Source organism: Streptomyces sp. NBC_00158 (assembly GCF_045160885.1).
In the GTDB taxonomy this organism is placed as follows: domain Bacteria; phylum Actinomycetota; class Actinomycetes; order Streptomycetales; family Streptomycetaceae; genus Streptomyces.
This window is the reverse complement of sequence record NZ_CP108161.1, coordinates 5,632,293-5,651,652: the sequence shown is the minus strand read 5'-3', so window position 1 is coordinate 5,651,652 and position 19,360 is coordinate 5,632,293. Positions and strand designations below refer to the sequence as shown.

At 72.8% G+C, this 19,360-nt stretch carries 17 protein-coding genes; 6 read left to right on the top strand and 11 right to left on the bottom strand.

What is annotated here, in order from left to right:
* Positions 1 to 5: 5 nt before the first annotated feature.
* Positions 6 to 1,361: a cobyrinate a,c-diamide synthase gene (locus OG553_RS26005; protein ID WP_405981294.1), complete on the top strand. Its 1,356-nt coding sequence runs from the start codon at positions 6 to 8 to the stop codon at positions 1,359 to 1,361.
* 20 nt (positions 1,362 to 1,381) lie between these two features.
* Here OG553_RS26005 and OG553_RS26000 read toward each other — a convergent pair whose 3' ends face one another.
* Positions 1,382 to 2,134, bottom strand: coding sequence for a ZIP family metal transporter (locus tag OG553_RS26000; RefSeq protein WP_405981293.1), 753 nt, complete (start codon positions 2,132 to 2,134; stop codon positions 1,382 to 1,384).
* A gap of 119 nt (positions 2,135 to 2,253) precedes the next feature.
* On the opposite strand from OG553_RS26000, the gene cobC reads away from it, so the two are divergent.
* The gene (gene cobC, locus OG553_RS25995) at positions 2,254 to 3,663 is read left to right on the top strand and encodes an Rv2231c family pyridoxal phosphate-dependent protein CobC (RefSeq protein WP_405983136.1); all 1,410 of its coding nucleotides are present in this window, start codon (positions 2,254 to 2,256) and stop codon (positions 3,661 to 3,663) included.
* Positions 3,664 to 4,468: 805 nt separating this feature from the next.
* Positions 4,469 to 5,134 carry an HAD family hydrolase gene (locus OG553_RS25990; protein ID WP_405981292.1) on the top strand — a complete coding sequence of 222 codons (666 nt, stop codon included), beginning with the start codon at positions 4,469 to 4,471 and terminating at the stop codon, positions 5,132 to 5,134.
* Here OG553_RS25990 and OG553_RS25985 read toward each other — a convergent pair.
* Positions 5,115 to 6,359 carry a transcriptional regulator gene (locus OG553_RS25985; protein WP_405981291.1) on the bottom strand — a complete coding sequence of 415 codons (1,245 nt, stop codon included), beginning with the start codon at positions 6,357 to 6,359 and terminating at the stop codon, positions 5,115 to 5,117. The genes OG553_RS25990 and OG553_RS25985 overlap by 20 nt on opposite strands.
* Positions 6,360 to 6,704: 345 nt before the next feature.
* Here OG553_RS25985 and OG553_RS25980 point away from each other — a divergent pair, with 345 nt between their 5' ends.
* Positions 6,705 to 6,959, top strand: coding sequence for a hypothetical protein (locus tag OG553_RS25980; RefSeq protein WP_405981290.1), 255 nt, complete (start codon positions 6,705 to 6,707; stop codon positions 6,957 to 6,959).
* A gap of 630 nt (positions 6,960 to 7,589) precedes the next feature.
* Positions 7,590 to 8,777, top strand: coding sequence for a CapA family protein (locus OG553_RS25975; protein WP_405981289.1), 1,188 nt, complete (start codon positions 7,590 to 7,592; stop codon positions 8,775 to 8,777).
* Positions 8,778 to 8,790: 13 nt separating this feature from the next.
* Here OG553_RS25975 and OG553_RS25970 read toward each other — a convergent pair whose 3' ends face one another.
* Together OG553_RS25970 and OG553_RS25965 are read right to left on the bottom strand one after the other, a co-directional pair.
* The gene (locus OG553_RS25970; protein WP_405981288.1) at positions 8,791 to 9,720 is read right to left on the bottom strand and encodes an SCO1860 family LAETG-anchored protein; all 930 of its coding nucleotides are present in this window, start codon (positions 9,718 to 9,720) and stop codon (positions 8,791 to 8,793) included.
* 216 nt (positions 9,721 to 9,936) lie between these two features.
* On the bottom strand, positions 9,937 to 11,031 hold the full coding sequence (locus tag OG553_RS25965; RefSeq protein ID WP_405981287.1) for an amidohydrolase family protein: 1,095 nt from the start codon (positions 11,029 to 11,031) through the stop codon (positions 9,937 to 9,939).
* Between the two features lie 64 nt (positions 11,032 to 11,095).
* Between OG553_RS25965 and OG553_RS25960 the strand changes: the two genes are divergently transcribed.
* Positions 11,096 to 12,169, top strand: coding sequence for a pyridoxal-phosphate-dependent aminotransferase family protein (locus OG553_RS25960; RefSeq protein WP_405981286.1), 1,074 nt, complete (start codon positions 11,096 to 11,098; stop codon positions 12,167 to 12,169).
* A 47-nt stretch (positions 12,170 to 12,216) separates the two neighbouring features.
* On the opposite strand, the gene OG553_RS25955 is transcribed toward OG553_RS25960, so the two are convergent.
* The 7 genes from OG553_RS25955 to OG553_RS25925 all read right to left on the bottom strand — a co-directional run bounded on the left by OG553_RS25955 (position 12,217) and on the right by OG553_RS25925 (position 19,330).
* A complete protein-coding gene (locus tag OG553_RS25955; RefSeq protein ID WP_405981285.1) occupies positions 12,217 to 13,284 on the bottom strand; it encodes an aminotransferase class V-fold PLP-dependent enzyme in 1,068 nt (355 codons plus the stop codon).
* 106 nt (positions 13,285 to 13,390) lie between these two features.
* The gene (locus tag OG553_RS25950) at positions 13,391 to 14,263 is read right to left on the bottom strand and encodes a DNA/RNA non-specific endonuclease (protein ID WP_405981284.1); all 873 of its coding nucleotides are present in this window, start codon (positions 14,261 to 14,263) and stop codon (positions 13,391 to 13,393) included.
* A gap of 229 nt (positions 14,264 to 14,492) precedes the next feature.
* Positions 14,493 to 15,200: a DsbA family oxidoreductase gene (locus tag OG553_RS25945; protein ID WP_405981283.1), complete on the bottom strand. Its 708-nt coding sequence runs from the start codon at positions 15,198 to 15,200 to the stop codon at positions 14,493 to 14,495.
* 62 nt (positions 15,201 to 15,262) lie between these two features.
* A complete protein-coding gene (locus OG553_RS25940; protein WP_405981282.1) occupies positions 15,263 to 15,754 on the bottom strand; it encodes a GNAT family N-acetyltransferase in 492 nt (163 codons plus the stop codon).
* 62 nt (positions 15,755 to 15,816) lie between these two features.
* Positions 15,817 to 17,265, bottom strand: coding sequence for a peptidoglycan D,D-transpeptidase FtsI family protein (locus tag OG553_RS25935; RefSeq protein ID WP_405981281.1), 1,449 nt, complete (start codon positions 17,263 to 17,265; stop codon positions 15,817 to 15,819).
* A 62-nt stretch (positions 17,266 to 17,327) separates the two neighbouring features.
* Positions 17,328 to 17,993, bottom strand: a complete 666-nt coding sequence (locus OG553_RS25930) for a response regulator (RefSeq protein WP_405981280.1) — start codon at positions 17,991 to 17,993, stop codon at positions 17,328 to 17,330.
* On the bottom strand, positions 17,990 to 19,330 hold the full coding sequence (locus OG553_RS25925) for a sensor histidine kinase (protein ID WP_405981279.1): 1,341 nt from the start codon (positions 19,328 to 19,330) through the stop codon (positions 17,990 to 17,992). The genes OG553_RS25930 and OG553_RS25925 overlap by 4 nt, the downstream gene beginning before the upstream one ends.
* Between the last annotated feature and the right edge of the window lie 30 nt (positions 19,331 to 19,360).

Sequence of the window (19,360 nt, the reverse complement as noted above, 5' to 3'; positions counted from 1 at the left end):
CGTCCGTGAACGTGCCCCGGCTGGTCATCGCCGCGCCGTCCTCCGGCAGCGGCAAGACCACCGTGGCGACGGGCCTGATGGCGGCCTTCGCGGAGCGCGGCCTCGCCGTGTCCCCGCACAAGGCCGGGCCCGACTACATCGACCCCGGCTACCACGCGCTGGCCACGGGCCGGCCGGGCCGCAACCTGGACGCCTTCATGTGCGGGCCGGAGCTGGTCGGCCCGCTGTTCGCGCACGGCTCCGCCGGGTGCGACCTCGCCGTGGTCGAGGGCGTGATGGGGCTCTACGACGGCGCCGCCGGGCGGGGCGAGCTGGCCTCGACCGCGCAGGTGGCGAAGCTGCTGCGGGCGCCGGTGGTGCTGGTGGTGGACGCGTCCTCGCAGTCGCGGTCGGTGGCGGCGCTGGTGCACGGCTTCGCCTCGTTCGACCCGCAGGTTCGGCTCGGCGGGGTGATCCTCAACAAGGTGGGCTCCGACCGGCACGAGGCGATGCTGCGGGAGGCGCTGGAGGAGGCCGGGATGCCGGTCCTCGGTGTCATGCGGCGGGCCCCGCAGGTCGCGACGCCGTCCCGGCACCTGGGCCTGGTCCCGGTGGCCGAGCGGCGGGCCGACGCGGTCGCTGCGGTGGCGGCGCTGGCCGAGCAGGTGCGGGCAGGCTGCGACCTGGAGGCGCTGATGGCGCTGGCCCGGACGGCGCCGCCGCTGGCCTGCGAGGTGTGGTCGCCCGAGGAGGCCGTCTCCGCCGTCGCGGGACCGCGTCCCGTCGTCGCCGTCGCCGGCGGCCCCGCGTTCACGTTCTCGTACGCCGAGCACGCGGAGCTGCTGCGCGCCGCCGGCGCGGAGGTCGTCACCTTCGACCCCCTCCACGACGAGGCGCTGCCCGAGGGGACGAGCGGGCTCGTGATAGGCGGCGGGTTCCCCGAGGTGTACGCCCCGGAGCTGTCGGCCAACGACCCCCTGCGGAAGGCCGTCGCGGACTTCGCGGCGGCCGGCGGGCCGGTGGCCGCCGAGTGCGCCGGGCTGCTGTACCTGGCGCGGTCCCTCGACGGGAAGCCCATGTGCGGGGTGCTCGACGCCGACGCCCGGATGTCGGAGCGGCTGACCCTCGGCTACCGCGAGGCGGTCGCGGTCTCGGACAGCTCGCTCGCCGCCGCGGGAACGCGGCTGCGGGGGCACGAGTTCCACCGGACGGTGGTCGAGCCGGGCGCCGGAGCGGCGCCCGCGTGGGGCTTCACGCATCCCGAACGCCGCGTCGAGGGCTTCGTACGGCAGGGCGTGCACGCCAGTTACCTGCACACCCACTGGGCGGCGCAGCCCTCGGTCGCCCGGCGCTTCGCGGAAGCCGCGGCAGCGCACCGGTGACCGGCCTCCCCGGCCGGCGGTCAGTCCGCGAGGCCGACCACGAGCCAGATCCCGGCCACCCCGCCCACCGTGCACATCAGCGTGGACAGGGCGGGGTGCTCGTGGTGCGCCTCGGGGAGGATCTCGGCGGCGGCCAGGTACAGCAGGGCCCCGCCGAAGAATCCGAGGTACGCCCCGAGGGGTTCCTCCGGAAGGGTGAACAGCAGGGTGGACGCGGCGCCGACGACCGGGGCGACGGCGTCCGCGAAGAGCATCAGCAGGGCCTTGCGGCGGGCGTTCCCGTAGAGGCGGGTGAGCGTGTACGTGTTGAACCCGTCGGCGAAGTCGTGGGTGATGACGGCCAGTGCCACGGCCACGCCCATGCCGCCGCCGACCTGGAAGGCGGCGCCGAGGGCCACCCCGTCGGCGACGCTGTGGCCGACCATCGCGGCGGCCGCGGTGAGGCCGACCTGCGGGACGCGGCCGCCGTGGCCGTGCCCGTCGTGCCCATCGCCGTTCGCGGCGCCGTGCGCGGCATGGCGCACCGCGAGCAGGCGCTCCACCACGTGGGCGACCAGGAAGCCGCCGACGAAGAGCAGCAGGGCCAGCGGGACGCCGAACACCTCCTGGCCGGCGGCGTGCAGGGCCTCCGGGAGCAGGTCGAGGCCGACCACGCCGAGCATCAGCCCGCCGGCCAGGCCGAGCACCAGGTGGCGGCGGTCGGTGACGCGTTGCGCCGTCCAGCCGCCCGCCAGCGTCATGAGGAACGCGCCCAAAGCCACGATCACCGCCATGTGCCCCTGAATACCGACTGGCGGCCCGGTGCGCACTTCCGCGCGCGGGTGGCGGGCGGCAGCGTGTTGACGAAGAAGAACGGACGACGGACGGAGGAGGGATCCCGGTGGGCGAGTACGTGACGCGGCTGGTGGTCGGGGTCGGCGGGCGCGCGGGGGTCTCCGTGGAGGAGGTCTGCGCGCTGGTCGAGGAGACGCTGCGGGGGGCGGGGCTGGCCACCGGGGCGGTGGCGGCACTGGCCACGGTGGAGTCGAAGACCGGGGAGCCGGGCATCGCGGGTGCGGCGGAACGTTTCGGCGTGCCGTTGGTCGGCTATCCGGCGGAGCGCCTCGCGCTGATCCCGGTACCGCACCCCTCGGCATCGGTACGGGACGCCTCCGGCACCGCCTCGGTCGCGGAGGCGGCCGCCCTGGCGGGCGGCGGGGAACTCCTCGTACCGAAGCGCCGGTCGGTGGCGGCGACCTGCGCGGTGGCCACCGCCGAGGAGCACGACCTGCGCCACCACGGCGACGCCGAGGTCGCGGACGCGGGAGGCGCCCTGGTGGACCTGGCGGTGAACGTACGCTCCGACACGCCGCCGCAGTGGCTCAAGGAGCGGATCGCGTCCTCCCTGGCCGACCTGGCCGCCTACCCCGACGGCCGGGCGGCGCGCGCCGCGGTCGCGGCCCGGCACGGACTGCCGGTCGAACGGGTGCTGCTCACGGCCGGGGCGGCGGAGGCGTTCGTACTGATCGCGCGCGCCCTGGGGGCCGTACGGCCGGTCGTGGTGCACCCGCAGTTCACCGAGCCGGAAGCGGCCCTGCGGGACGCCGGGCACCGGGTGGAACGCGTGCTGCTGCGCCCCGAGGACGGCTTCCGGCTGGACCCGGCGGCGGTGCCGGAGGAGGCCGACCTGGTGGTCGTCGGCAACCCCACCAACCCGACGTCGGTCCTGCACCCTGCGGCGACGCTGGCGGCGCTGGCCCGGCCGGGGCGGACCCTGGTGGTGGACGAGGCGTTCATGGACGCCGTCCCGGGTGAGCGGGAGGCACTGGCCGGACGGATGGACGTCCCCGGGCTGGTGGTGCTGCGCAGCCTGACCAAGACGTGGGGGCTGGCGGGGCTGCGCATCGGGTACGTCCTGGCCGAGCCGGAGGTCATCGCGAAGCTGGCCGCCGCGCAGCCGCTGTGGCCGGTGTCGACGCCGGCGCTGGTGGCGGCGGAGGCGTGCGTGTCGCCCGCGGCGCTCGCGGAGGCGGAGGCCGCGGCGCGGCGGATCGCCGTGGACCGGGAGCACCTGCTGGCGGGGCTGGCGGAGTTCGAGGAGGTCACGGTGTCGGGGGTGGCCGAGGGCCCGTTCGTCCTGGTCCGCATCCCGGGCGCGGCGGAGGTACGCACCCGCCTGCGCGCCCTGGGCTTCGCGGTCCGCCGGGGCGACACCTTCCCGGGCCTGGACCCCGACTGGCTCCGCCTGGCGGTCCGCGACCGCACCACGACGGGCCGCCTCCTCCAGGCCCTGGACCACGCGCTGGCCCTGGCGGGGCGGTAGGGGGCTCGCGGTTCGGGCCCGCTATCTCCCCCTCGAGGGGGTGGGGGCGGGTCGGTGGCTGCCCACCCGCCTCCCCGGGTGCGGGGCGGTGGGGTGGGGGGCGGGATCCCCTCGGACGGTCTCAGAGCAGGTTGGGGGCTTCCCGTCAGTCCCATCGTCCTTCCGGTTCGGGCCGGTCCCTCAAGGGCGCTCCTTCGTCGCGTCGCTACGCGATGGCCTTCGGCCACCCTTGACCGACCGACCCGAACCGGAAAGCCGAAAGACTGCCGGGAAACCCCCAAAGAAACGGCACGGTCCAGAGGAAAAGGGACGGCCCTGTCAGCGATGAGGCGAGGGGCCGGGCGCCAGCCCGCCGGGCATTCGCCCCCTCAAAAGTCCAGGTTCAGGGCCAGGGGCGCGACTACCTGCACGAAAGGCCGACCCTGGCGCTCTGCGGAGCACCCAAGCGCAGCAGATCGCTACGCGCTCCTCTCGTCCCAGCGTCGGACGACCGTCCGGGGCTGATACCTGCACCAGAGGGTGAACAGAGCAGCCCGGGAAGCCGGCCGGCGCGTCAGATCGCTACGCGCTCCTCTCGTCCCAGCGTCGGACGACCGTCCGGGGCTGATACCTGCACGAGAGGACGAACAGAACAGCCCAGGAAGCGGACGGGCGCATCAAATCGCTACGCGCTCCTCCGGTCTCGGCGACTTCCAGCCGTCTTGGGCTGATTCCTCAGCGGAGGACGGTGTTTCTCATCCCGCACCAGCCCCCAATCCTCGACTTTGCCAGCCTAGTTCCGAGCAGTCGTCACTAGGCTTCACACATGACGATTCGCGCAGTGGTCTTCGATGTCGGTGAGTGCCTGGTGGACGAAACGCGGGAGTACGGCACATGGGCCGACTGGCTCGGCGTGCCCCGGCACACCTTCGCCGCGATGTTCGGAGCCGTGATCGCGCAGGGCCGCGACTACCGCGATACCTTCCAGGTCTTCCAGCCCGGCTTCGACCTGTACGAACAGCGCGAGGCCCGGGCGGCGGCCGGACAGCCCGAGCACTTCGATGAAGAAGATCTGTACGCGGATGTCCGCCCCGCCCTCGCGCAGCTGCGCGCCGACGGCCTGTGGCTGGGCATCGCAGGCAATCAGACGGTTCGCGCAGGCAAGATCCTGCGCGAACTCTTCACCACAGACGTCGATTTGATCGGCACCTCCGACGACTGGGGGGCGAGCAAGCCCGATCCCGAGTTCTTCGTCCGCGTCGCCAAGGCCGTTCCGTTCGGGCCCGACGAGATCCTCTATGTGGGCGACCGTGTCGACAACGATCTGCGGCCCGCTGTGGCCGCAGGCATGCACAGTGCCCTGATCCGGCGCGGCCCCTGGGCCACCGTCCAGTGGGAAGCGGAGGAGGCCAAGTCGCTTCCGACCTTCAGGGTCGACAGTCTCCTCGACCTCCCCCACCGGATCGACGAGTTCAACGCGTCAGCGCGCTGAGCGTCGTCGCCCAGCCGTACAGCCGGTCGTCGAGTTCGCGTACGCACTGCTCGTGCTGCCACGGTGCGAGCGCACGGCGCGTCTCGCGGACCCTCTCCATCCCGGTCGCGTACCAGTGCGTCTCCAACTGCTCCAGGGCCCGAACCGCATAGGCACACGCTGCCTCGGGAACTCCGGCAGCGGCCTCCACGGCCCCCAGGTCGGCGAGGACCACTGTCCGCTGCTTGTCAGCGTCGGGCGGAAGGGCCTCGAGAACCTCCATGAGCGTCTCCCGGGCCTGCGGAAGGTGCCCGGCTGCGAGCTGGGTGTTCCCCTTGAACGCGGCCAGCCGGACGGGGCTGAACCAGTCCATCCAGTCAGGCGAGACGTGCTCCGAACCGGCCGCCAGCAACTCCTCGCCGTGGTTGATGAGGTTCAAAGCCGTCCGCGTCTGCCCACACCTCGTCTCGCATTCGGCCTCGACCGCGTCGAGCCAGGCCAGGAATTCTGCGGAAGCCGGGCCCCTGCGGGCATAGGTCCGCGCCATCACCATCCGCTCGCCGGCGCCGGAGCGATCTCCGGCCCACCCCGGGATGAAGGCCATGTGAGCCAGCACGGCGGCGCCGAGCACGGAATCGTCCGCTTCTCCCGCCGCCTGAAGGGCACGCAGCCACGTTTCGCCCGCTTGCTCGGGCTCTCGGAGGTCGAAGAACTCGATGCGGCCCGCAAGGAGAGACGACTCGGCCAGTGCTGCCGCGACGGCGTGGCGTGTGGCGCCCGCTGTTGCGGGGAGCAGAGCCTCGCCGAGGACAGCGTGGGCGCTGACCGGTGGATGAAGGACCGCCGGTGCCACGGTCCAGTAGAGCCGCCGGTGGGCCCGGGTCACGGCGAGGTAGTCGGCAGCCGCACTCGCGGGCTGCGCCGTCGCCGGATGCTGCACCGGGAGCCTCAACGCCGAAGCGACGGGTACGCGTCTGACCATCAGCGTGCGATCGTGCCCGGCGGGTGGGGTGAAACCGAGGGCCTCGACATCCTGTCCGAGCAGCTCCGTGAGTGCGTGCTGGGCCGCAGCGTAGGGCCAGGGAGGCGCATCCGACTCCCAACGCCGGACTTGGCGCACGTCGATGGAAACGCCTCGGCCGGCGAGAGCCTCAACAAGTGCTTGCTGCGAGAGGTATCCGGCAGCCACACGGGCGGCTTTGAATCGGACGTTCCCGGGTGACCTTGCCACGCTCAACCTCCGCATGTGTGCCAGGTGGACTACCACTCTCTCAACAAGTCCCCGCCAGAGCCATGTTTTACCCCGCCGGAGGAACAGAAGTCCTCAAATAGGCAGCCAGAAGACCGCGACAAGTCCTAGCTGAGCCATCCCCTAAGGGCGAACCTCGAACCTCGAACAGGAGCAGGGCGATCCGCCCACTGACCACGGCAGGAAGTGACATGACCGGTCGCACCCGAGACGTGCCAAGCGTCGACAGTTGGGACGAGCCCTTGCCGAGGGCGAGGGTCGTAGAGCCGCCCAGCCTGGAACTCCTCGACCGGGCTTTGGCCGGTTGGGAGCGGTTCCTCGTCACCTTCGAGGGGGCGTCCGATGAGTGAGCGCTACGAGTACGTGCCCCACCGTCTCCTGGGTCGCCGCGTCCGTGACATTGCTTCCGGCATCGAGGGCGATCTCATGGCCGTGATCAACGAGAACGTCTCGGACACCGGCATCGAGCGCTGGATCGAGCTCGCCTACGTCCGAGGCGCCTCCGGCCGCGAATTCACCACCGCCGCCACCAACATCGAACCCGCCCCGGACCAGCCCAAGACGGCCGCCACCCGCCGAGACCAGAGAAGCGCGTAGCGATCTACCGCGCCCCTGCGCATGCCGGGCCAGCCCTGGTCGTCCTCTGGTGCAGGTATCAGCCCAAGACGGGCCGCAGACGCCGAGGAAAGAGGAGCGCGTAGCGATCTGTCGCGCCTGGGGGCTCCGCAGGTCGCTCGGGTCGCCTTTTGGTGCGGGTAGCCGCGCCCCCGGCCCGGAATGGGAACTTCGTGAGGGCTCGGATGCCCGGCGGGCCGGGCCCCGGCCCCTCTCCTCATCGCTGACGGGCCCGTCCCTTGTCTTCTGTCCGGTGACCGTTCTTTTGGGGGCTTCCCGTCAGTTCTTCGGCTTTCCGGGGCGGGTCGGTCTGTCAAGGGTGGCCGAAGGCCATCGCGAAGCGACGCGACCGAAGGGAGCGCCCTTGACAGGCCGGCCCGACACGGAAGGACGATGGGACTGACGGGAAACCCCCAAACCAGCCACGAGACCGTCCAAGGGCACCCCGCTCCCCCTGCCCCGGACCCGCAGACGGGGGCGGGTGGGCAGCCACCGACCCGCCCCCACCACCTCGCGGGGGAGATGGCGCGCCCCCGCCGTGAAGCCCCCGGCGGCGGGCCGCCAACCTCGCGCCTAACATGGCCGGAGCAAACGACTAGCTGGGGGCGGGGCATGAGGACGGCGGGGCGGATAGGGATCGGGGTGGCGGCGCTGGCACTGGTCGGCGGGGGTGTTTACGCCGTTCCCCGGCTGCTCGGGGACGGCGTGGACGCGGCCGCCGAGCAGCGGTTGCAGGGGAAGCCGGGGACGGCCAAGGGGCCGGCCGGGACGCCGTTCACGCTGGTGGCGACCGGCGACATCATCCCGTACCCCTCGATCATCCAGCGCGCGGCGGACGACGCCGGCGGCAAGCCGGGCGAGTACGACTTCCGGAAGATACTCGCGGGCGTCAAGCCCATCGTGTCCGCCGCCGACCTGGCGATATGCCACCACGAGATACCGTACGGCCGGCCCGGCGGCCCCTACACCGGCTATCCGGCCTTCAAGGCCCCGCACCAGCTGGCCGACGCCCTCAAGGACGCCGGTTACGACAGCTGTTCCACCGCTTCGAACCACACCCTCGACGACGGCTACGACGGCCTCACCCGCACCCTCGACCACCTCGACCGGGTCGGCCTCAAGCACGTCGGCTCGGCGCGCAGCGCCGAGGAGGCCAAGGCGCCGGCCCTGCTCTCGGCGGGCGGCGCGAAGGTCGCCCAGTTGGACTACACGTACGGGACGAACGGCATACCGGTCCCGGCGGGCAAGCCCTGGTCCGTCAACCTGATCGACCAGGCCCGGATCATCGCCGACGCCCGCGCGGCCCGGGCGGCCGGCGCGAACGTCGTGCTCCTCAGCGTCCACTGGGGCACCGAGTGGCAGACGGCTCCCGACCAGCAGCAGAAGGACCTGGCCCAGGCGCTGACCGCCTCGCGCGGGGCGGACGGCCTGCCCGACATCGATCTGGTCCTCGGTACGCACAACCACGTGCCGCAGCCCTACGAGAAGATCAACGGCACCTGGGTGGTGTTCGGGATGGGCGACCAGATCGCGAGCTTCTACGAGCCGGAGAAGGCGCGGGGCAACATGTCCTCGATCCCCCGGTTCACCTTCGCCCCGTCGGCGAAGAACAGTGGCCGCTGGGAGGTGGTGAAGGCCGAGTACCTGACGCAGTTCTCGGACATGAAGCCGCCGTTCCGGGTCGTCTGCGCCTCGTGTACGCCGGACCGTGCCGACTACGCCAAGGTCGACAAGGAGGTCACGGCGGCCGTCACCTCGCGCGGGGCGGTCGGCCAGGGTCTGGAGCGCGCCACCCGCTGAGGGGCCGCTGCGGCTACTGGGTCCTGCCGCGCCGGGTCACGACGAGGGCGCCCGCGCCGATGCCGAGCAGGAGGAGCGCGCCGCCCGCGACGTACGGGGTGACCGAACCGGCTCCGGTCTCGGCGAGGTTGGCCTGCGTGGCGGTCTGCTTCGTGGTCTGTGCCGCGGTCTGCGGCTTGACGTCGGGCTTCGCATCGGGCTTCGTGTCCGGCTTGGTCTCCGGCCCGGCGGCCTTGGGGGCTTCGCAGTGGGCTTCGGCCAGGACGATCTCGCCGTCGACCTGGGCCACGTTCAGGTCGAGCGGGTTGACCGCCACCTTCAGGCGCAGCGCGGCCGCGGCGGCCGTGGTGGAGGTGGTCTGCGTACCGGAGAGCTCCAGGGAGACGGATCCGACGCCGGGTACGTCGATCTTGGTGGCGGGGCCGCCGGCGGTGACGGTGACCTTCTTGCCGAGGGCGGTGACCGTGCCGAGGACGTTCGAGGTGGCGACGGGCTTCTTGCCCGCTTCGCAGACGGCCTTGGAGGTGACCTTCTCGACCTCGATGAGGGAGAGCACGGGCAGGCCGGGGACGTGCACCTTGGCGTGGGCGAGGTTCGATTCGGCCCGGGCGGCGTTCTTGTCGGCGGTGGCCTTGGCGGTGGCGGCGTCCGCCTTCAGGACGCTGACGGGCCGGCCCTGTTCGGCGCCGTCGAGGGTGACGGTGAGGGCCGTCTTCTCGGCGGTGGCGGGGGCCGTGACCTCGTTGAGGGTGGTCTTCAGCGGGACGTGCACGGCGTTGTTGAGCAGGCGTACGTCCAGTCCGGCCCGCAGGACGACGGCTCCGGACGTGCCCTCGCTCCCGGCGCCGCCGCCCGTGGCGAGGGCGGGCGGCGCGGTGAGCAGGGCCACCGCTCCCGTGGCGAGCAGAACGGCCGCGGGCATGCGGAAGGTGTTGCTGTTCAAGTTGGTGGAACCCCCGGGGAGTTGGGTGCCGCCGGGGCGCCAATGGGGGACATCGCACACGCCGACGGCTTCGACGTTCGAAATCCTTACGCACAGGGAGTGAACGGTCAGCGACCCGACGTGAGTTCACCCCAAAGGGTGGATTCCACGCGTGTTTTCGATTTGTGACGCACCATCCGTCTCAGAAACTCTCAGGAGTCCCGTCCAGAGCAGCCGCTAGGCGCGGACCACGCCGTTGACGATGACCCGGTCCGGCTGGGCCAGGGCGCGTACGTCGGTGCGCGGGTCGGTGGCGTAGACGACGAGGTCGGCCGGGGCGCCCTCGGTGAGGCCCGGGCGGCCGAGCCATTCGCGGGCCGCCCAGGCCGTCGCCGAGAGGGCGTCCAGCGGCGGGATTCCGGCCTTGACGAGTTCCGCGACCTCGGCGGCGACGAGGCCGTGCGGCAGGGAGCCGCCCGCGTCCGTGCCCACGTACACCTGGACGCCCGCGTCCCAGGCGGCCCGGACGGTGTCGTAGCGGCGCTCGTGGAGCCTGCGCATGTGCGCCGACCAGCGGGGGAACTTGGCCTCGCCGCCCGCCGCCAGCCTGGGGAAGGTCGCGATGTTGACGAGGGTGGGGACGATCGCGACCCCGCGCTCCGCGAAGAGGGGGATGGTCTCCTCGGTGAGCCCGGTCGCGTGCTCGATGCAGTCGATGCCCGCCTCGACGAGGTCCCGCAGCGAGTCCTCCGCGAAGCAGTGCGCGGTGACCCGGGCGCCGAGGCGGTGCGCCTCGGCGATGGCGGCCTCGACCTCCTCGCGCGGCCAGCAGGCCGTCAGGTCTCCGGCGTCGCGGTCGATCCAGTCGCCGACGAGCTTGACCCAGCCGTCGCCGCGCCGTGCCTCGCGGGCGACGTACTCGACGAGCTGCGGGGGCTCGATCTCGTGGGCGTAGTTGCGGATGTAGCGGCGGGTGCGGGCGATGTGCCGGCCCGCCCGGATGATCTTCGGCAGGTCGTCCCGGTCGTCGATCCAGCGCGTGTCGGAGGGGGATCCGGCGTCGCGGACGAGGAGGGTGCCGGCGTCCCGGTCGGTGAGGGCCTGCGCCTCGGCCGTCGGGGCGTCGACCGGGCCGTGGGCGTCGAGGCCGACGTGGCAGTGCGCGTCGACGAGGCCGGGCAGGGCCCATCCGGTGACCGTGGTGACCTCGCGGGCGGCGGTCGGCCGCTCGTAGGAGATCCGTCCGCCGACGACCCACAGTTCGTCGCGCGCCTCGTGGGGCCCGACGAGTACGCGCCCCTTCACATGGAGCACACCGTTGTGATCACTCATGTCCGCACTGTACGTGCGCGCTCGGTAGGCTCGGCTGGTAACCCCGGACGAAGAGAGCACCGCCGTGACCCATCCCCTGCTGGACCTCCCGCCGCTGACCGCGGAGCACTTCGCGTCGATCGAGCGGGGGGTGGCGCGGCTGGTGGACACCCGGCACGACGTGGTGGTCACCCAGGGCGAGGCGCTGCTGCCGCTGGAGGGGTGCATCCGGTCGGGGGCGCGGCCGGGTTCGACGGCGCTGAACGTCGTCACCGGGCCGTACGGGACCACGTTCGGCAACTGGCTGCGCGATGCCGGGGCGAACGTGGTGGACCTGGCGGTGCCCTTCGACACGGCGGTGAGCGGCGAGCAGGTGGCCCGGGCGCTGGCGGAGCACCCGGAGATCGACTTCGTGTCGCTGGTGCACGCCGAGGCGGCCACCGGCAACACCAATCCGGTCGCGGAGATCGGCGAGGCGGTACGGGCCCACGGGGCGCTGTTCATGCTGGACGCGGTGGCGTCGGTGGGCGCGGAGCCGCTGCTGCCGGACGCGTGGGGCGTGGACCTGTGCGTGATCGGCGCCCAGAAGGCGATGGGCGGTCCGGCGGGGGTTTCGGCGGTGTCGGTGAGCGACCGGGCCTGGGAGCGGTTCGCGGCCAACCCGGCGGCGCCGCGCCGCTCGTACCTGTCGCTGCTGGACTGGAAGGAGCGCTGGATCGACGGCGGCCGCAAGGCGCTGCTGCACGCGCCCGCGCAGCTGGAGATGCTGGCGCTGGAGGCCTGCCTGGAGCGGATCGGGGCCGAGGGTCTGGCGGGTGTGCTGGGGCGGCACGTCTCGGCGGCGCGGGCGACCCGGGCGGGCGCGGCCGCGCTCGGTGTCGCGCCGTGGGTCGGTGACCCCGCGCAGGCCGCGCCGGTGGCGACCACGTTGCGGGTGGCGGACGCCTCGCTGGTGGTGGCGAAGGCCCTGGCGGTGGATCCGGCGGCCCCGCTCGCGGCGGGCGGCGGGGCGCTGGCCGGGGAGATGGTGCGGGTGAACCACTACGGTCCGGCGGCCTCGCCGGAGGCGGTCGGGGCGGCGCTGGGTGCGCTGGCCCGTGCCCTGGGCGCCGATCCGGCGCCGGCCCTGGCCGCGGCTTCGGCGGCCTGGGCGGCGTAGCTCCGGACCCGCGGGAACGTCGGCCGGCTCTGGTCAGCCGGCCCCGGTCAGCCGGCCAGTGCGTCCAGCAGCCGGTCCACGTCCGCCTCGGTGTTGTAGAGGTGGAAGGAGGCCCGCAGGGCTCCGTCGCGGGCGGAGGTGTGGACCCCGGCGGCCGCCAGGTCGGGCTGGCGGTGGGCCAGGCCGGGCACCGAGACGATCGGGGCGTCGCCGGGGACGGGCTCGTGGCCGAGGCGGGCGAGTCCTTCCCGGTAGCGGGCGGCGAGGGCGGTGTCGTGGGCGTGGACGGCTTCGATGCCGACCCGTTCCAGCAGTGCCAGTGAGGGTTCGGCGGCGTGGTACGGGAGGAAGGCGGCGGACTCGTCGAAGCGGCGGGCGTCCGCGGCCAGTTGCCGCATGGGGCCGTAGACGGCGTCCCACTTGGACTCGGCGGCCACCCAGCCGGCGTGCAGCGGGGTCAGTCCGGGCTGGGCTTCTTCCGAGACGGTCAGGTACGAGGCGCCGCGGCCGCCGAGGAGCCATTTGTAGCCGCCGGTGACGGTGTACTCGTACGGGGAGGCGTCGAAGGGGAGCCAGCCGGCGGCCTGGGTGGCGTCCACGAGCATCCGCGCCCCGTGCGCGGCGGTCGCGGTGCGGACCGCGGCGAGGTCCGCGGCGCGGCCGTCGGCGGACTGGACGGCGCTGAGCGCGACGAGGGCGGTGTCGGGGCGGACGGCTTCGGCGAGGGATTCCAGCGGGGCGAAGCGGACCTTGAGGTCGCCGCGGAGCACGAAGGGGTTCATGACGGAGGCGAAGTCCCGTTCCGGCACCAGGATTTCGGCACCGGCGGGCAGGGAGGCCGCGATCAGGCCCACGTGGACGGCGACGGACGAGCCGACGGCGACGCGTCGCGGGTCGGTCGAGACCAGCCGGGCGAAGGCGGCCCGGACCCGCTCGACGACGCCGAAGTCGCCCGCTCCGGCGGGCAGTCCGGCGCCCGCCGCCTCGGCCAGTTCCCGTACCGCGGCGACGGAGGCCTTCGGGAGCACTCCGGCGCCCGCGGTGTTGAGGTAGGTGGTGGAGTGCGCGAACTCGGCGGCGCAGACGCGGGACACATGGGAGAGCGGAAGATCCATAACGTCCACTCTGCGCCGCCGCCAACCAAAAGTCCATTGGTTAGTTTTGCACACACACTCAAAGGAATGCTTATGGAATGGCGTTCCGGAATGGTGCTCGAGGGGCTCAGCTCCAGTCGATGTCCTCCTGGCGCTCCAGCGGGGCCCGCTCCCGCAGGGATTCCGGCACCACCAGGTCGTCCGCGTCCGTCATGACGGCAGGGAAGTCGATGTGGGCCCGGTTCTCGACCTCGGTGAGCTTGACCTGGAACACCCGGAACTCGTCCAGTTCCAGGGCTTCCCGCAGCACGAGGTCCTGCGCCAGCAGGAAGGCCTTGGCCTTGAACGCGCCGTGCGCGGAGTAGGCGATGACCTTCCAGAAAGCTCGTGGGATCCGCACGCCGCGGAATTCCCGGTCGTCGTCCTGGAAGACCGGCCCGCCGAACACGCTGACCCTGAGGTCGTCGACCTCGACGTCCTCGAAGACCGCGTCCTCCAGCTTTCCCCAGATGCCGCCGCGCAGGCTCTGGTTGAAGTCGTCCATCTGCGGGGCGATGTTGGTGTAGAAGAACGAGTCCTTGTTGGCCCGCTGCGCCTCGGGCAACGGGCCCCAGCAGACGTCCGCGCGGCGCGCTATGTGGCCCCGGTCGAGGCGGTTGGTCTTGCCGCCCTTGTCCTTGTAGAGCTCGTTGTCGACCTGGACGCCGGACGGCAGGCGCGGGTCCGTCTTGAAGTCCTTCGGGCGGTCGAGCTTCTTGAGCGCGCCGCCGTCCACGTTCCAGGCCACCCAGATCGCGAAGCGCCGCAGCTTGCTCAGCGCCAGTGAGAAGTGGGTGTACGCAATCACCTCGGAGCCGTCGAGCCGCACCGCGGTGTCCTTGATCGACGGGTCGAGCGACGGCGTGCCGACGGGTACGGCGAGGAAGCCCGGGTCGTACCCGGTCAGGGCTGCTTCCGGCGAGACGCTGGACGGCGCCTCCAGGGTGATCTTGGCGGTCATCGGGGTCTCCTTCCGCAAAGGAGTCGGTCCCCGAGTTGGTTGAAACGGAAGCGAATTGCGGTACCGCGGGCAGGGCGGGGCCCGCGTCATGCGCGTGTACGTCCAGCCTACGGCCGGGCCGCCGGGCGGGCGCGCCGAGCGGTCCGGCGCCGAGCGGTCCGGCGGCGGGACGTGCGCCGGGGCGCCCGGTACGGGAGTACGCGGGCGCCCCGGGGACGGTCGCGGCGGTTCAGCCCTGGGGGACGGCGCAGGCTCCGTCGGGCTCGCAGGCCTCGGCGCCGGGGGCCGTCTCCACGGTCTCGCGGCCGGCCCAGGCCTGCTCCAGCGCCTGGGTGAAGACCTCGGCGGGCTGGCCGCCGGAGATGCCGTAGCGGCGGTCGAGGACGAAGAACGGTACGGCGTTGGCGCCCAGTTCGGCCGCCTCGCGCTCGTCGGCCCGCACCCGGTCCGCGTAGGCGGAGTCGTCGGCGAGGACCTCGCGGGCCTCCGCCTCGTCCAGTCCGGCCTCCACGGCCAGGGCGAGCAGCACCTCGGGGTCGAAGACGGAGCGCTCCTCGGCGAAGTTGGCCCGGAAGGCGAGGTCGAGGAGCTGCTCCTGCCGGCCGCGGGCGGCGGCCAGGTGCAGCAGGCGGTGGATGTCGAAGGTGTTGCCGTGGTCGCGGCCGTCGGTGCGGTACTCCAGCCCCTCGGCGCGGGCGCTGGCGGCGACGTGCTCCTCCATGGCGCGGGCCTCGTCGAGGGTGCGTCCGTACTTGCGGGCGAGCATCTCCAGGACGGGGGCGGTGACGCCCTTGGGGCCGTTCGGGTCCAGCTCGAAGGAGCGGAAGACGACCTCCACCTCGTCGCGGTGCGCGAACCCGGCCAGGCCCTTGGCGAACCGGGCCTTTCCGATATAGCACCAGGGGCAGGCGATATCGGACCAAATTTCGACGCGCATGTTCCTTCTTCTCTCCGGGTACGACTGGACGGTTTCCGGTTCAACCATCCGGGGGTCCCGTCTCATTCCCCGGACGCCCGACCGACCTCCAGCCAGAGCGTGCGGTGGGAGCCCGCGGGGGTGCCCGCCGGGTCGGGACGCCAGCCGTGGGAGGCGTAGAAGGCCTGGGCGCGCAGGTTGTGCTCGTAGACCTCCAGGCGGACCCGCTCGATGCCGGCCCGCCGCCAGGCGGCGAGGCAGGCCGCGTGCAGGGCGGCTCCGGTGCCCCGGCGCCACTGGTCGGGGTCCACGTGGAGCTGGGTGAGGGTGGTCACGCCGTCGGCCGTGAGGAACGCCGCGACTCCGGTGACCCGTCCGTCCCGCTCGGCGCACAGCACCTGGCCCTGCGCCGCCGGGCGGGCCACCGCCCGCTCCCAGCCCTCGCGGGCGCGCGCCGTCTCGGTCTCACCCGCGTAGGCCTGCTCGGGGACGCGGCCCCGGTAGTAGGTGGCCCTGGCCCGGGTGTGCAGGGCGGCGATGGCGTCGAGGTCGCTGGCGAGCGCGGTCCGGATCATGGGATGGGGAACGCGCCGGGAACCGTGTCGGTTCCCGGCGCGTCGGTCCCGGCGGGCGGCGGCTACTTCTTCAGCCACGCCGCCATGATCTTCTGGGCGATCGGCGCGGCCAGCTTGCCGCCGCCGATCTCGGAACGGTCGGTGTCCGAGTTCTCGATCATCACGGCGACGGCGATCTGCTTGCCGCCCGCCTTGGCGTACGAGGTGAACCAGGCCAGCGGCGGGATGTTGTTGTTGACGCCGCGCTGGGCCGTACCGGTCTTGCCGCCCACCTCGGCGCCCGCGACCTGGGCGGGCTTGCCGCCGCCCTCGGTGGCCACCGTGCGCATGGCGTCCTGGAGCATGGAGGCCGTCTTCGGGCTCATCACCTGCTCGGTCTTCGGGTCCTTGAAGCCCTCCAGCACGTTGCCGTCGGCGTCGGTCACCTCGGAGACCATGTGCGGGGCGACGAGCTTGCCGCCGTTCTCGATCGCGGCGGTCACCATGGCCATCTGGAGCGGGGTGGCCTGCACGTCGAACTGGCCGATACCCGTCTGCGCGACCTGGTCGACCGACATCTTCTTCGTGGGGTACTTGCTCGGCGGGTTGGTGCGGACCGGGGTGTCGATCTGCGTGTTGAAGCCGAGCTTCTCCGCCATCGCCCGCATCTTGTCCTGGCCGAGCTTGGAGGCGAGGTCCGCGAAGACGTTGTTGCAGGACAGCTTCAGGGCGGTGCGGGCCGAGACGTTGTTGCAGGCCTCGTTGCCCGCCTCGCTGGGCAGCGGCGTACGGGTACCCGGGATCGTGTACGCGCCCTGCACGCCCGTCGGCGTGTCGATGTTCGTCACCAGGCCGTTCTCGATGGCCGCGGCGAGGGTGACCAGCTTGAAGGTGGAGCCGGGCGCCTGCGGCTTGCGCAGTGCCACGTTCTCCATGAGCTTGCCCTTGTCGGCGGACAGCTCGTCCCAGGCGGCCTTGTCGTTGGCGCCCGTGATCCGGCCCGGGTCGTAGGACGGGTTGTTGACCACGGCGAGGATCTGGCCCGTCGCCGGGTCGATGGCCACGGCCGCGCCCTGCTTGCCGCCCAGGGCGTCGTAGGCGGCCTTCTGCACGCCCTTGTCGATGGTGGTGAGGACGTTGCCCGGGTCGGCCCGCTTGTTGGTGAGCATGTCCATCATCGTCTTCAGCCGGGTGTCCGAGCCGTTGAGGACGTTCTTGTAGACGCCCTCCAGCATCGTCGTGCCGTAGGCCTGGGAGCTGTAGCCGGTGATCGGGGCGTAGAGCGGGCCGTCCACGTAGGTCCGCTTGTACCCGAAGTCCTTGCCGCCCGTCTTCGTGGAGCCGGTGATCGACTCACCGCCCACGATGATGTTCCCCAACGGGTTCTCGTACTGCCCGATGAGGTTGCGCCGGTTGTTCTTGTCGTCTGCGAGGGCCTGGCCTTGGTACGCCTGCACCCAGGTGACCCGCACCATGAGGGCCAGCACCAGAAGCAGACAGAAGACCGACGCACGCCTGATCGTCTTGTTCATCCCCCAGAAGGACGTATCAGCGGCCGCAGCCGTTCCGCTCTGCCCCGATTGTGGCCGGGTTCTCAGCCTTTCTTCATGATGAAGCCCCCCTCGTAGGCGGCTATGACGGCCTGTGTGCGGTCGCGGGAGCCGGTTTTGGCGAGGACCGCGGCCACATGGGTCTTGACCGTCTGCGGACCCACCCCGAGGTGCTCGCTCACCTCCTGGTTGGACAGTCCGGTGGCCATCAGGCGCAGGACGTCGGCCTCCCGGTCGGTGAGCCGGGCGGCCCAGGCGGGGGCCGGGGGCTCGGCGGCCGCCGTGTGCGCGGCGGCCAGGGCGCGGACCGCGGCCGGGAAGAGCAGCGAGTCGCCCCGGGCGACGAGGCGGACCGCGCCGATCAGCTCGTCGGGGTCGGCGCGCTTGAGGAGGAACCCGGAGGCGCCGGCGCGCAGCGCGTCGTAGACGTAGGAGTCGTTCTCGAAGGTGGTGACGACCACGATCCTGGGCGGGTCGGGCATGGAGCGCAGGATCTGCTCGGTGGCCCGGATGCCGTCTATCTCGGGCATGCGGACGTCCATCAGCACCACGTCGGGGGTCAGTGAGCGGACCAGCGGGACTGCCTCGGCGCCCGTGGCCGCCTCGCCGACGACCTCCATGTCGGGTTCCGCGTCGAGGATGACCCGCAGGGCGGTGCGGACCATCCGCTCGTCGTCGGCGACGACGACGCGCAGCGGCGGCCGGCTCATCGCCCGGCTCCGCCGGTGGTGGCGGCCGCTCCGGCCGCGGAGCCGAGGGGGAGGACCGCGCGCAGCCGCCACCGGCCCTCGTGCGGGCCGGCGTCGACGCGGCCGCCGAGCAGGGCGGCCCGCTCGGCGGCGCCGCGCAGTCCGCGGCCCCCGGTGGTGCGCCGCCGCTCGCCCTCGTCGGCGGGCGGGGCCTGGGCGGGCGGGTTGGTCATGGTGATCTCCAGTTCGCGGTGGCCGTCGGGGCTGTGGACGCGGATCAGCAGGGCGATGGGGCCCAGGCCGTGGCGCAGGGCGTTGCTCAGGCCCTCCTGGACGATCCGGTAGGCCTCGCGGGAGGCGATGGCCGGGAGCTGTTCCCAGTCCCCGGCCGGACCGGGGTCCTGCTGGACGGTGAGGGTGGTGCCGCCGGCCCGGGTGCGGGCGAGCAGCCCGTCGAGGTCGGCGGCGAGGGTCGGGGCGGGCGCGGCGTCGGCCCGGGCGGGGTCTCCGTCGCGCAGCAGGCCGAGCACGGTGTCGAGCTCGCCGACCGTGCGCCGGGTGGTCTCCTCGATCGCGGCGAGCGCCTCCCGTACGAACTCGGGGTCGCGGTCGAGCACCCGCCGGGCCGCGCCCGCCTGGAGGGTGACGGCGCTCAGGGCGTGCCCCACTGCGTCGTGCAGCTCCCGAGCCAGCCGGTTGCGGACGGCGAGGTCTGCGGCCCGTTCCTCGGCGGCGGCCAGCCGGTCCGCCGCGGTCGGGCCGAGGAGCACGGGCGCGAGGCGGGCCAGCAGCGCCCCCGCCGCGGCCGAGGCGGCGACGACCAGGACCAGCAGTCCCACCCCGAGGACGGGGGCGACGTACGGGTTCGCCCCGCTGCTGAACCAGCCCGCCCCGAGCGATGCCCGGCGCAGGGCGGCGGAGAACGGTACGAGGATCAGCACCAGCGCCATGGGCGTCGCCGCGAGGGTCATCCCGCTGATCACCGCCCCGACGCCCAGGTGCAGGGTCCACCAGGCGGAGGCCCGCCACCTGGAGCCCCACGAGCGGGCGGGCCCGTCGGCCAGCAGCTCCCCCGGTACCCCGCACATGGCCCGTACGGCCGTCGCCGACAGCGGCCGCACCAGCCCGAACAGCCCGGTGAGGGCGGCCAGCGGCAGCGCGGCCGCGTAGGAGGCGAGGGTCAGCGGGAGGGAGGCCAGGACGTTGCCCCGGCCGGCGGCGACCCCTACCCACACCTGGCTGAGCAGGAAGTACGGCATCAGCAGGGCTCCGCCGAGTATCAGGTGCACCCAGCGCAGCCGGGCCCTCGCCCCCAGCGCCGCCCCGGGCAGCCGGCGCACCGCCCCCGTCCCCCTCATGCCCGTCCCCCGTCCCCTTCCGTACTTCCC